This window comes from Aquirufa sp. ROCK2-A2 (genome assembly GCF_054558485.1).
This window is the reverse complement of sequence record NZ_JBPXKA010000001.1, coordinates 741221-754958: the sequence shown is the minus strand read 5'-3', so window position 1 is coordinate 754958 and position 13738 is coordinate 741221. Positions and strand designations below refer to the sequence as shown.

Below are 13738 nucleotides of genomic sequence, written 5' to 3'. Positions count from 1 at the left end.
TTCCTCTTAGTTAAAGATATAACGGATACCAAATTGTGCTTGCCATCTTGAACCTAAACCGAAGTTACGTTGGAAAGATTCATTTAAAGGCGTAGTACCTGTACGATAAGGGAAAGTAAATACAGGCTTACCTGTTACTGCATCATTACCTGTAAATGATAATAAAGCTGAACGAATAGCAGATTGACCTAAGCCCCATTGTGGAGAAACATAGTTACCGAAGTTAAATACATCCAAAGTAAATTGTAAAGTATTTCTTTTACCACCAACATTGATGTAAAAATCTTGAATTACTTTAAAGTCAAAACTTGCTTGCCAAGGTAATTCAGCTCCATTACGCTCTGCATATTGTCCACGACGTGAATTCAAATACGGATCGTTTGAGATAAACTTATCCAAATCAGTCCATTGTTGAGCAGCTGTGTAGGTACCTAAATCCTTCAATTGAATTTCAGATTGGCCACGTGGGATATAGATCAAATCATTAGGTTGGCCATCTCCGTTCATATCACCAGAATAGATGTATGAATAACGTCCTGCTGGTGCAACTGAATAAGTAAATCCAAAAGTTGTACTAGCTTTCTCATTCAAATAATTTAAACGATATGATCCATAGGCATTAAAACGATGTGATTGCATATAAGAAGAATAAGACATCACATTTTCATTTGGATCACCTGCAACAAAACGATCTCTCCATTGCGATTGAGCAATTGAACCTCCATCATTGACAGAACGAGAATCTGAATTAGTATAAGCAATAGAAGCAAATAAACCATTATCAAAAGCTTTTGAAACCGTTGCAGTTAAAGCATAAGAATAACCTAAATCTGTATTTTTGATCAAGATAGCATCAGAAATATCTGGACTAGCAGCCGTATTTTTACCGTCTGCAGGAACATTTACTCCTTTGATATTTTTACCATAAATTCTATTGTATACAGTATTGGTTGGAATTCCATTGACTGCCGTCCAATAAATCGTTCTATTATCAGCACCAACTGCCTTTACAGTAGAATTTGGCAAGTTGACATTTTCTAAATAAACCGCATTGATGTCTTTGGTATAAATACCTTCCAAACCAATAATCCAACCATCACCTAAATTTTTATCTAAAGCTAAGTTCGTTCTGAACACTTGAGAAAATTTAAAATTAGGATCTGTAACTGCTAAATTATAAGACGTAGGTGTTAAGGGTAGAGTGACTGCAGGTCGATAAGCATTTACGTCTGGATTGAATGGACGATTGGTAGGGTTTGCACTTAATTCAGATCCAAATAAAACCCCATTGTTTGACAATTGATTTGATAACCAAACATAAGGAACACGGCCAGAGAATACACCTACACCTCCACGAATTTGAGTTTGTTTGTCATCTTTCACATCCCAGTTGAAACCGAAACGTGGAGACCATAATACAGTCGTTCCCGGAAACTTGTTTGTTTGTAATTTAATGCCATCACGGAAAGTTAAAGAGGGAACATAAGTGTTTGTGTATTTTGGCTCATCAAAAGATGGGAATGATGTCGCATCTGCACGTAAACCAAATGTTAGCTTCAAACCTTTTGCAGCAGCTATTTCATCCTGTATATATCCAGAGAATGTACTACCTTTCATTTCAGCAAAAGGAAAATCAGTATAATTAGACCATTGTTGTTGGTATTGATAAATACCTTTAACAGATCCTGTCGTTGCTGAGTTGATGAAATCGTCTATTGAATTAAATTGGTAGCCACCATAATAGTTAGGGGCAAAACCATTTTTAAAAGAATTATCTTCATATGCCAAACCTACTGTATAAACGTTTTTACCTTTATAAATAGTTAAGTTATCAGAGATTTGGAAAATATCTGAATTCAATAAGTTATTCGCGGAAAATGGTTCATAACCAAAAGTAGTTAACTCATTTTTGTTGTTATTACCAATATCAACTGTTGGAAAAGGAGTATTATTTACTGGTGATACACGGTAATCTCGCATTTGCGTATAACCTACTGTTAAGTTATTAGCAACAGTTGAACTAAACGTTGAATTTAATTCAGCGATATATGAATCTAAATTATTGTTGATTCTATAAATTGAACCTTGGAATGGCAAAACTTGAGAAGTTGCTGCTCGACCACCAGTTAAAGATCCAGAATTTGAAGGATTAACATCAGCATATGAACGTAAATAATTGTATTTAACATTCAATTTATGTTTATCTGAAATATTCCAATCCAAACGCAAATTCACTTTTTGCGAATAATTTTCTTTGTCCCAATTCTCATACGCTCCTGGGTCGTAATTATATTTTGATTTCAAGAAATCTTTCAATCGATCTAAATCAGCTGCAGTTGCAATGGATTGATTAGCAGCAGTTGAACCAGGGCGAGTAGCAACCCAATTGGATCCTGGTTGTGTTTGTTTTTCTTGCTCAAATGAACCAAAAATAAATAATTTGTTTTTAATGATAGCTCCACCAATACGTCCTCCAAATTGACCTCTAGCAAAATTTCCTTGTTGACTAACAACGTCTCCAATTTTATTGCCTACTAAACCTTGGTCTGTTCCGAAATAATAACCTGAACCTGTCCAATCGTTTGTACCTGACTTGGTAACAACGTTGATATTGGCACCCGTTGCCATTCCTTGACGAACGTCATAAGGAGCAACCAATACCTGAAATTGGTCAATTGCATCAACCGATATTGGAGAAGCGCCAGCCTGACCACCGATTGTAGAAGATAATGCAAATGCATTGTTGAAATAAGCACCATCTACTGTTACGTTATTGTACAATGAATTACGTCCTGCAAAACTCAGACCATTGGCACGAGGATCCAAACGAGCGAAATCACCTAATGAACGGTTCAATGTAGGTAAAGTAGTAATTTGATTGTTACCAACAGTTGTTGCAGCTCCTGTACGTCCTGAGTTTATGATAGAACTACGAGAAGCAACAACTTTAACTTCTTCCAATTGAGATTGATTTACTTCTAATTTGAAGTTCTGACGAAGTTCTTGAGCTAATGTCAAAACGATACCAGTTTGAACCGACTCTTTGTAACCAATAAATGATACTGTTACTTTATAAGGTCCACCAACACGCATATTAACGATGTTATAGCGTCCATCAGCACGAGTAGAAGCACCATAACGAGAACCTGTTGGTTCATGGATCGCAATGACTGTTGCACCCGGTAATCCTTCTCCCTTTTCATCCAATACCGTACCCGCTAACGCGGCAGTAGTAGATCCCTGTGCGAACACTTGTCCAAGGGGTAATGCCATTAAAAGCGCAAAAAACGCTCCTAGTAACACAGAATGAGTAATAAATCTTTTCTGCATAAATTTGGAATTTAGTTATAAATTGATTTAAATAATTATACCGCAAAATAAACCTAAAAAATCAAATACTCCAAAAACTATTGAAAAGATATTTTTGCCATAATCTATTTAAATTGTTGATTTATAGGACTAAAGCCACATATTTTTGAAATAATTAAACCTAAGTACCACATTTAAGTACAATTTTCGCTTATAATTTAACGAAAGCTTAATTTTTAACTATTTAAAGAATAATTTTACCTTTCAATCTATTGATATGTCGCAAGAAACTCAAACCATTCAACTCACTTCCTATTCGCATGGTGCTGGATGCGGATGTAAAATATCTCCTGAAATCCTTACAACCATTTTGAAAAGCGACGGACCTAAAACTCACCATCCTTTATTAATGGTTGGAAATGAAAGTAGAGATGATGCAGCTGTGTTCGACTGGCAAAATGGAGAAGCGGTTATTTCCACCACAGATTTTTTCATGCCCATCGTGGATGATCCATTTGATTTTGGCAAAATCGCAGCCACCAATGCGATATCTGATATTTATGCCATGGGTGGTTCTCCACTGTTGGCCATTGCTATATTAGGCTGGCCCATCAATAAAATTGCTCCAGAAGTTGCAGCTAAAGTATTGGAAGGCGGTAGAGCTGCATGTGCTGAAGCGGGCATTCCCTTGGCGGGTGGACATTCCATTGACTCCCCTGAACCCATTTTTGGTTTGGCTGTGACAGGTAAAATCAAAAAATCAGATTTAAAACAAAATGATCAAGCCAACGACAATTGTGTCTTGTATTTGAGCAAAGCATTAGGGGTAGGAATCATCACCACGGCTCAAAAACGCGGCATTGTTCAAGCGGAAGATTTAGCATCTGCCGTTAAACAAATGAGCACACTCAATAAACTTGGTGAAAAATTAGGTAAACTACCATATGTAAAAGCGTTGACGGATGTTACCGGTTTTGGATTGTTCGGACATTTAATTGAAATGTGTGATGGATCCAAAGTGAGCGCGAATATTGACATGGGGAAACTTCCCTTAATGCCTAATATAGATTTCTATCTGGAACAAGATTGTTTTCCAGGCGGAACTACTCGCAATTGGTCCAGTTACAAGAATAGAGTCCAATCCGATATTTCAGAGCGAGATCAATTTATCGGTGCTGACCCACAAACATCGGGCGGACTATTAATCGCTGTAGATAAGGCCTTCCAAACTGATTTCGAGGATTTTTTACAGGCAAATGAATTAACTTTGCCATGCATTGGTAATACCATGCCACAAAAAGAAAAAGCCATTTACCTTAGATAATGAAACTGTATTTTAGAAAAGTTGGAGAATCAGGACCTGTAATCATTATTTTACACGGCATTTTTGGATCATCGGATAATTGGTTAGGCATCGCTAAATCGCTAGCTGAAAAAAATCAAGTATATCTGTTGGATCAACGCAATCATGGCCAATCACCATGGTCTGATGATTTCAATTATACCGCAATGGCAGAGGATTTACTTGAATTCATTCATGACCATCAAATTGATCAACCCATCATCATCGGGCACTCCATGGGTGGAAAAGTAGTCATGCAATTCGACCTTAGTCATCCACATATAGCTAAAAAAATTGTAGTGGTTGATATTGCCCCAAAATTTTACCCTGTTCACCACACACAGATTTTAGCTGGTCTAAATAGCATTGATTTAAGTACTTTGGTTAGTAGAACGGCGGCGAGCGAACATTTGAAAAGGTTTGAAGAGAATGAAGGAATTCGACAATTTTTGTTGAAAAATTTATATAGAAATGCCGAACAACAATTTGCATGGCGCATTAACTTAAAAGTAATTACCCAGCACATAGATGTGGTTGGTCATGAACTGATTTTTAAAGATCAATCACATACCCCAGCCATTTTCATCAAAGGCGCCAATTCGCATTACATTCAACCAGAGGATCATCGATATATATCCGAATTATTTGATCATTTCGACATCATTGAAATACCTCAAGCGGGCCACTGGGTACAAGCTGACCAACCCGAATTGTTCTTAAAAGCATTAGAAGAAATCCTATGAAACTGGTATTGATCCCTTGTCCCATTGCAGAAAATACGGCCAATGATGTTTTGCCAGCAGAGGTTAAGCACTTTGTTTCAAAGACAAAGCACTTCCTGGTTGAAAATGTTCGTACAGCCAGAAGGTTTATCAGTGAACTAAAGCTTGGAATAAATATTGAAGAATTAACCTTTGAAATTCTCGACAAAGACAGTCAAAAATCAACGATTAGTACCTACCTAAAAAAACAGTTAGGCCAACATACAGAATTAATCGGCGTAATTTCGGAGGCAGGATGTCCTGGAGTTGCAGACCCTGGAGCATTGGCAGTGAGCATCGCCCAAGAAATGAATATAGAGGTAATACCATTGGTTGGACCATCCTCTATCCTACTTTCCTTAATGGCATCTGGATTTTCTGGACAAAGTTTTTGTTTTCATGGCTATTTACCCATTGAAAAAGGAGCTCGAAGCAAAAAAATTGAAAATTTGCTGAGAGAAGTACAAAAATCTGGACAAACGCAACTATTTATTGAAACGCCTTATCGCAACAACGCAATTTTAGACGATTTAATTACCCAATGTCCGAGCCATCAATTAATACACATTGCTTGCAACATTCAAGGGGAAGGTGGTTTTACTCAAACCAAAACCGCTTTGGAATGGTCACAGCAAAAACCCGATTTGCATAAAAAACCCTGTATATTCTTATTGGGAAGTTAAGCTATTAAGCTATTTCTCGTATTTTTGTTTTTTTAAATTTCCATCGTGATTCAATTAAAAACATTTTGCTTCAATCCATTTCAGGAAAACACCTACCTCCTTTGGGATTCAACAGGTATAGGGGTCATTGTTGATCCAGGATGTTACACCTATGAGGAACGTTTGGAGTTGAAAAATTTTATTTCAGAACAACAGATAGAATTAAAAGCAATCTTGAATACCCATGCCCATATAGATCATGTATTGGGTGTTGAGTTTATCAAGAAAGAATTCAATATTCCATTTTATTTGCATCCCAAAGAGGTTGTTATCTTGAATGATGCTGCCAACAGAGCTCAAGTGTATGGTTTTCCGCATTATCAAGCTGCAGATGTAGATGTTTGGTATACAGACAATGAAATCTTGAATTTCGGTGAAATGAATATTCAAGTCCTATTTGTACCGGGACATGCACCAGGTCATGTGGCATTGTATCTGCAAAATGAGTCTAAACTCATAGCGGGTGATGTATTATTTAGAAGAAGCGTTGGGCGAACCGATTTTCCCATGTGTAATCATAACGACTTGATGAACAGCATCAGAACTCAATTATATACCTTAGCCGATGAAACTGAAGTATTCCCAGGGCATGGCGGTAAAACAAGCATAGGTGAAGAGAAAATACACAATCCATTTATAAAAGGATAAAATGAGCTTTAAAAAAGAAATACCCAATTTATTAACCTTATGCAATCTATTATCAGGTTGTATGGGATTGTATTTTGTTATGCAAGGCAATGTATTATGGGCATCTTACACCATCTTTTTTTCCTTGATTTTTGATTTTCTAGATGGATTTTTAGCCCGTTTATTACATGCCTATTCCGATTTAGGAAAAGAATTGGATTCGTTAGCGGATGTTGTTTCCTTTGGTATTCTACCCGCTTTTATCTTATTCAATTTAGTAGAACAAAGTTGTGGTACTCAATGTACGGTGGGAGTTTTTGGCTTCTACAAACCATTCATGGTATTTTTATTGGCATTAGCCTCTGCTTATCGTTTGGCAAAATTCAATATCGATACTCGGCAAACGGATCAATTCATTGGAGTCCCAACTCCCGCTAATGGACTATTAATCGCATCTTTACCCATCATTATCCATTTTCAACCGGAATATGAATCGCTTATTTTGCAATTCAAACCCTTGTTGATTTATGCGGTCATTATGAGTTATTTATTGGTTTCGGAACTACCCTTGCTGGCTTTTAAATTTAAAACCTGGGATTGGAAAACGAATCAAATCAAATACATTTTTCTACTTTATTGTGTAGGCTTGTTGTTATTCCTTAAATTTGCAGCATTCCCCATTTTAGTAGTATCCTATATTATTTTATCCGGAATCATTTCTTTACTAAATAAAAATACAAAATGAAGTTTTTAGCTGAAATCAATGTAATGCCTCAAAAAGAAATCCTTGACCCTCAAGGTAAAGCCGTTCGAATAGGTTTACAAAATCTAGATATCCATCAAGTGGCTGATGTGAGAATTGGAAAACATATTCAATTGCAATTAGAGGCTGCGAATGAAGCAGAAGCTAATGAGATTGTAACCAATGCCTGCAAGAAATTATTGGCTAACTTGATCATGGAGGAATTTGAATTCACCTTGACTCAAATTTAATATTAAAATTGGCCTGTATGTAACAAAACCAACGTGCAGGCCACTTCTACTTGAATACCCTTAGTTCTTAAGGCGATTTCCAACTCAGGATTCTCTGTACCTGGATTAAAAATAACACGTTTGACTTGCAAGAAGGATAAATATTCCAACAAACCTTCTTGATTTCTAGGCCCTACATACAAGGTAACTGTGTCCACATCGGCCACATGAACATTCTCTGTCAAAATTTCTAAATCCTTAATTTGACCTTTTTTATGCCCTATAAGCACTACTTCGTGTCCCTTCTCCATCAATAAATGGGTGGCGATAAAGGCATAACGTTCAGGATTTGTAGAGGCACCATAAACCAAGACTTTCATAATATTCGTTTGATAACCTGAAATTAAACTAAATTTTAGTAAATTTGAACGTATTTTCTATTCAATAATTAATAATGAATGATTCTTTAGAATCATTTTACCACTATGATAAGTAACGCTCTCCCAATCAAAAACTATTGGAATGAAGTTTGGAAACGAATTGAATTCCCTGAATTTGAAAATGAAATCCACTATGAAATTTCCAATTATGGACGTATCAAAAGCTTTCAAAACTCGCCAGACGGAAAATTAATCACAGGATCCAAGATCCAAGGATATTTTTCTCTCAACATTAAATACAAACAAAAATCGGTCAATAAATATGTCCACAAATTAGTTGCCGAATATTTTGTAAAAAAGCAAAATACGGAAGACCAATTTGTTTTGCATATTGATCATGACAAATTGAACAACAATTATGAAAATTTACGTTGGGGCTCAAGAACCGAAGTAACCAATCATAATAAGCATAACCCTAGCGTTATCAATAAAATTATTCCGAAAAGGACTAAGAATTATAAACTAACCGAAAGTAAAGTTATCATGATTAAGAAATTACTCTTATCAGAGAAAAATCGATTTAAAATGATAGCTAAACAATTTGGAATTACCCACACACAATTAAACAGAATTAGGTCGGGAGAAAACTGGAAACATGTCAAACTCGAAGAAGAAAAAACCCATTAACCCAAATGTTCAAAAAAATAATCATCTACCTTTCTAGCCTATTGGCTTTTTTATTGATTTCATCTTATCTAATTGCCTATTTATACCAAGATGAAATTTCTCAAAAAATAAAAGAAAAGGTAGATGAGAATATACGTGCACAGGTTCAATGGAAAGATGCTTCTTTGCATATTTTAAGAGATTTCCCTAACCTAACCCTGAGTCTTTCTGAATTCCAAATCATCGGAAAAGAGGAATTTAAACAAGACACTTTAGCAAATATTGGTGAATTTCAAATTCAAATTCCACTATTTTCCTACCTCACCAATCATCGATTACAGATCAATGAAATCTACCTGGGTAATGCCCATTTTCATTTCAAAGTACTGAAATCAGGTAAAGCGAATTGGGATATCATGATTCAAAAAGCTTCTCAAAAAGTAGAAAATGAGAAAGATGAATCATTTGACATGAGTATCCAATCCTATCAAATCGAAGAAGGAAATATGTATTATGAAGATCAATTAAGAGGATTTTCAACAGAATTAAACCATATCCAACATCAAGGTAAAGGAGATTTTACCAAAGATATTTTCACTTTGGAAACGGATACCCAGGTAGAGCAATTAACCGTTTCTTTTCTAGGCAAAACCTACCTTTCGCAGGTAAAAACTAGTTTAATTGCTCCCATTGAAATGGATTTTCAACAAATGAAATTCCAATTTAAAAACATTGAATTATTGCTCAATGAATTACCCATCGCTGTGGATGCATCCATTGCCATGCCCGACACAAGTATTGGTCTAGATATTCGATTAAAAGTTCCTCAAAGTCCTTTCAAAAATTTCTTATCCATCGTACCCAATCTTTATTCCCAATCATTTGAAAATCTAGATGCAAGCGGCAACGGTTTATTAACTGCTTATTTGAAAGGAACAATGAATGGCCAAAGCAATCCAGGATTTGGTTTACAGTTACAAATTGCCAATGGAGCTTTTCAGTATCCATCCAAAAAAATCGGGATCAAGCAGGTTCAAGTCGATTTAAACATCCAAAATCCAGATGGGAATTTGGATCATACCAAAATTGATCTGAATAAATTCAATTTGGTGATCAATCAATCTCCCATTTATTCCAACTTAAACATCCAACATCCTATATCGGATCCTGTCATAAATACCACTTTGAAAGGACGAATTAATCTAGCTGAAATAGAACAAATTATCCCTTTGGAGAACATGACCATCAAAGGAAATTTGAATGCCAATTTTCATTTGGAAGGTGCTGTCAGTCAATTTAAAAATGGGAAAGCCAAAGCAAATGGAACATTGGATTTACATGAATTTGTCTATCAAGGAACTTCTCCAGCCTTAATGGTGAAAATCCCAGAAGCCCAAGTAAACTTCCAAGCGAAACATTTGCAATTAGATAAATTCAATTCCCAAATTGGCCAAAGTGATATTCAGGCAAAAGGTTATTTGGATAACTATATTTTGTATTTCCTAAAAAATGATGCATTGAAAGGCCAATTAGAAATACAATCAAAGTTGTTGGACATCGATGAAATGATGAGCTGGATGCCTAAACAAAAAGAGAATCCCTCTATTAAACAAAATAGTGCCATAATACTACCTAAAAACATCGATTTTACGTTACAATCCAAAGTAGACAAAATCAAAGTCAATGGTTTTGTATTGGATCAAACGAAAGGAAATCTGAACATCGCTTCGGAGAAAATCAATTTTGACGAGTTTTCTTTTCACATGTTAAATCATGCCACGTTTATAGCCAATGGATTTTACAGCAATTTTGAACAAAAGAATCCTTTAGCAAATATCAATTTTTCTATTCAGGACTTGGACATCCAAAAGGCCTATCAGAGCTTCTCTACCTTGAGACAATTGGCTCCCATCGCCTCGGCGGCTCAAGGGCAAATGAATCTACAATTTAGCCTAATATCGAATTTAAAAAATGATTTATCGCCTGAATTAAATAGCATTCAAAGTGTGGGCGATTTAGAATTATTGAATGTGAATGTGAGTGGGTCAGATGTAATCAATAAAGTTGCCGAATTAGTCAAATTTGACCAATTGAAAAAAATAGCATTACAACCTACTAAAATTCATTATAGCATAACTAACGGACGATTAAGTGTAAAACCATTTAGTTTACAAACGAATATTGCTAAGATGAACATAAGCGGCTCCAATGGTCTGGATCAAAGTTTAGACTACCAAATTGGAATAGTCTTGCCCAATAACATGATTTCTGAAGGGACAAAAGCGGGCATTAATAAAGAATTAGGCAAATTAGGTATTGGACTTAATGTAGATGCTATCTCAAAATTCATTCAACCAACCGTTCATATCAAAGGTACCTTTCAAAAACCTATCTTGAGTTTAGGAATCAATCAACAAATGAGCAGTTCCAATGCCGGCGTCAAAGATTTAGCCAAAGCTGAAATAAAATCACAAGTCGATAAGGTTAAATTAGAAGCGCAAAAACAAGCAGAAAGAATCAAAAACGATGCGAAAATTGCAGCTGAAAAATGGAAAGAACAAGCCTACCTTGCAGCCGACAAGCTAGTCGAAGAAGCCAAAAATCCACTCGCTCAATTTGCCGCCAAAAAACTTGCCGAAAAACTCAAAAAAGAGGCCGATAAAAAGGCGCAGGCTATTTTGGAGGAAGCTGATAAAAAAGCGGAAGAATTGTTGAAATAGGTAATAAGGTAAGAGGTAATAGGTAATAGGTAATAGGTAATAGGTAATAGGTAATAGGTAATAGGTAATAGGTAATAGGTAATAGGTAATACGTAATAATGCGAATTAAGGGTTAAAAACTAAAATTCAGGATCTTTTCCAATAATTGTGGCTAAATCAAATTTAATTACACATTTCCTGGTCAACAATGCAATTTTCTGTCTAATTCATTTTCTATGGCATTTCTTTTTTTGAAAAAAAAGAAACAAAAAAACTTATTAGTCGCAAGTTAATCCAAGACGAATCAGCAAGCTGACCGATTATCACTTCGCTCTCGGCTATTTTCTTTGACCCTGACGCACATACCCAATGCGCATTGTCAAAACTCCGCCTATCGCCTCTTTCAAATCTTTCGTCGGATTAACCACAAATTCATTTATAAGTCCCAAAAAAGAATAAACAGCGTTGGCTCAGCTGAGTCAAAGCCCAAAGCGGCAAAAAAGAGAAGTAAAAATTAGAAGTTGCAACTCTTAATTCGCATTAATAGGTAATAGGTAAACATCTTACACCATACATTAAATTACGTACAAATTATCAACAAACTTATACGTATATTTGTGAAAAATAGATAATTTTATGGCAGCAAAATTAACATTATACATTGATGAAGAAATTGTTGAAAAAGCAAAAATATATGCTCAAAAAGAGGGCAAAAGCATTTCTAAAATTTTCGAAAATTACATGAAACTACTAATTGATAAAAACGAAAACCAACCTGAAATAAAGATCTCTAAGCGGTTAAAATCATTACAAGGGTCCATAAAAGTTGGACAAGATTTTGATTACAAAAAAGAACTTCAGTCTATACTTTCAGAAAAATACGTAGAAAAAAACAAATGAAAGTTTTAATTGATTCTGATGTAATTGTAGACCTGCTAATTGATAGAAAACCATTTTCTGGACACTCAATAGATCTTTTATCCTTGTGCGAAAACGGAAAAATTACGGGTTATTGGACTCCTGTAATGATTAGCAACATCTATTATATTCTTAGAAAATACACATCAGAGCAAAATGCCAGAACTAAAATTTCCGAGTTGAATTCCATTTTAGAAGTTCTTATGATTGACAAATCGGTCATTCAAAATGCCCTTGAATCTACCTTCAAAGATTTCGAAGATGCCATTCAAAACTTTTCAGCGGAAATACATGAAGAAATCGAAATAATCATCACACGCAACGAAAGTGATTACAAACATAGCCGACTAAGCATATTTTCACCTATCGATTTCCTCAGAATTCATTCTTAAAACAATTGACTAGCAATCGCTCGAACGCTATCTGATTTACTCATGGTGTAGAAGTGTAAAGCTGGCACACCCGCTTGAATCAATTCCTTTCCTTGTTGCACCGCCCAATCTATACCAACTTGCTTAATATCGGCATTGGTTTGACAAGATTTCACCGCTTTTGATAAATCTTCTGGTATTTCTAAATGAAAAATGGATGGTAAAATATCCAATTGTTTGGCCGTTGCCAAAGGTTTGATACCAGGAATAATGGGCACATTAATGCCGATTGCTCGACAAGCCTTGACAAAATCAAAATATTTTCGGTTATCAAAAAACATCTGCGTTACAATATAATCGGCACCCGCATCCACTTTTTGTTTCAAATAATGTAAATCCTCGTCCATAGAAAGTGCCTCAAAATGCTTCTCTGGATAGGCCGCCACACCAATGCAAAAATTCGTTGGAAAAGATTCTGTTTCTTCATGCAACAAAATACCTTTATTCATATTGGCCACTTGTTGAACCAATTCATTTGCATACGCATGTCCTCCCGGTTTTGGAATAAATCGATCCTCCCCTTTTTCTTGATCACCTCTCAACACCAAAGCGTTTTCAATGCCTAGATAATGCAAATCGATTAAAAAATCTTCCGTTTCCTCAGTCGTGAATCCTCCACAAATAACATGGGGTACAGCCTCAACTTGAAATTTTTGCATAATTGCTGCGCAAATACCCAAAGTTCCTGGTCGTTTACGAATAGGAATGCGCTTCAAAACACCTTCTACCAACTTTTCAACATATTCCTCTCTATGGTAGGTCACCTCGATAAAAGGAGGCTTAAACTCCATCAATGGCTCAATATGCGACATCAATTCACCCAAATGTTGACCTTTCATGGGCGGAATAATCTCGATAGAGAATAATGTTTTCCCTTTGGATTCCTGTAAATATTGAGTAATTTTTGTCAT

At 35.6% G+C, this 13738-nt stretch carries 13 protein-coding genes; 10 read left to right on the top strand and 3 right to left on the bottom strand.

Features of this window, described 5'->3' with window-relative positions; all coding sequences use genetic code 11:
- Window positions 1-6: 6 nt before the first annotated feature.
- A complete protein-coding gene (locus V7S76_RS03250) occupies window positions 7-3330 on the bottom strand; it encodes a TonB-dependent receptor (RefSeq protein ID WP_459508579.1) in 3324 nt (1107 codons plus the stop codon).
- 256 nt (window positions 3331-3586) lie between these two features.
- Between V7S76_RS03250 and selD the strand changes: the two genes are divergently transcribed.
- Genes selD through purS form a run of 6 tightly spaced genes read left to right on the top strand, consistent with a single transcriptional unit; the run spans window position 3587 to window position 7754 of the window.
- Window positions 3587-4633: a selenide, water dikinase SelD gene (gene selD, locus V7S76_RS03245; RefSeq protein ID WP_459508578.1), complete on the top strand. Its 1047-nt coding sequence runs from the start codon at window positions 3587-3589 to the stop codon at window positions 4631-4633.
- The gene (locus V7S76_RS03240; RefSeq protein ID WP_459508577.1) at window positions 4633-5394 is read left to right on the top strand and encodes an alpha/beta fold hydrolase; all 762 of its coding nucleotides are present in this window, start codon (window positions 4633-4635) and stop codon (window positions 5392-5394) included. The genes selD and V7S76_RS03240 overlap by 1 nt, the downstream gene beginning before the upstream one ends.
- Window positions 5391-6095 carry an SAM-dependent methyltransferase gene (locus tag V7S76_RS03235; RefSeq protein WP_459508576.1) on the top strand — a complete coding sequence of 235 codons (705 nt, stop codon included), beginning with the start codon at window positions 5391-5393 and terminating at the stop codon, window positions 6093-6095. Before V7S76_RS03240 ends, V7S76_RS03235 begins: the two co-directional genes overlap by 4 nt.
- A gap of 45 nt (window positions 6096-6140) precedes the next feature.
- On the top strand, window positions 6141-6782 hold the full coding sequence (locus tag V7S76_RS03230) for an MBL fold metallo-hydrolase (protein ID WP_459508575.1): 642 nt from the start codon (window positions 6141-6143) through the stop codon (window positions 6780-6782).
- Window position 6783: 1 nt separating this feature from the next.
- Window positions 6784-7506 carry a CDP-diacylglycerol--serine O-phosphatidyltransferase gene (gene pssA, locus V7S76_RS03225; protein WP_459508574.1) on the top strand — a complete coding sequence of 241 codons (723 nt, stop codon included), beginning with the start codon at window positions 6784-6786 and terminating at the stop codon, window positions 7504-7506.
- Window positions 7503-7754 carry a phosphoribosylformylglycinamidine synthase subunit PurS gene (gene purS, locus V7S76_RS03220; protein ID WP_459508573.1) on the top strand — a complete coding sequence of 84 codons (252 nt, stop codon included), beginning with the start codon at window positions 7503-7505 and terminating at the stop codon, window positions 7752-7754. The genes pssA and purS overlap by 4 nt, the downstream gene beginning before the upstream one ends.
- 2 nt (window positions 7755-7756) lie before the next feature.
- Here purS and V7S76_RS03215 read toward each other — a convergent pair whose 3' ends face one another.
- Entirely contained in the window at window positions 7757-8113 is a 357-nt protein-coding gene (locus tag V7S76_RS03215; RefSeq protein ID WP_459508572.1) for a CoA-binding protein, read from the bottom strand.
- Between the two features lie 105 nt (window positions 8114-8218).
- Between V7S76_RS03215 and V7S76_RS03210 the strand changes: the two genes are divergently transcribed.
- From V7S76_RS03210 to V7S76_RS03195, 4 genes are all read left to right on the top strand, one after another.
- Window positions 8219-8800, top strand: coding sequence for an NUMOD4 domain-containing protein (locus V7S76_RS03210; protein WP_459508571.1), 582 nt, complete (start codon window positions 8219-8221; stop codon window positions 8798-8800).
- Between the two features lie 5 nt (window positions 8801-8805).
- On the top strand, window positions 8806-11499 hold the full coding sequence (locus V7S76_RS03205) for an AsmA family protein (protein WP_459508570.1): 2694 nt from the start codon (window positions 8806-8808) through the stop codon (window positions 11497-11499).
- Between the two features lie 615 nt (window positions 11500-12114).
- Entirely contained in the window at window positions 12115-12378 is a 264-nt protein-coding gene (locus tag V7S76_RS03200; RefSeq protein ID WP_459508569.1) for a DUF6364 family protein, read from the top strand.
- Window positions 12375-12788, top strand: coding sequence for a PIN domain-containing protein (locus tag V7S76_RS03195; protein ID WP_459508568.1), 414 nt, complete (start codon window positions 12375-12377; stop codon window positions 12786-12788). The genes V7S76_RS03200 and V7S76_RS03195 overlap by 4 nt, the downstream gene beginning before the upstream one ends.
- Here V7S76_RS03195 and metF read toward each other — a convergent pair.
- On the bottom strand, window positions 12785-13738 hold the full coding sequence (gene metF, locus V7S76_RS03190) for a methylenetetrahydrofolate reductase [NAD(P)H] (protein WP_459508567.1): 954 nt from the start codon (window positions 13736-13738) through the stop codon (window positions 12785-12787). The two genes, V7S76_RS03195 and metF, sit on opposite strands and share 4 nt — an antisense overlap.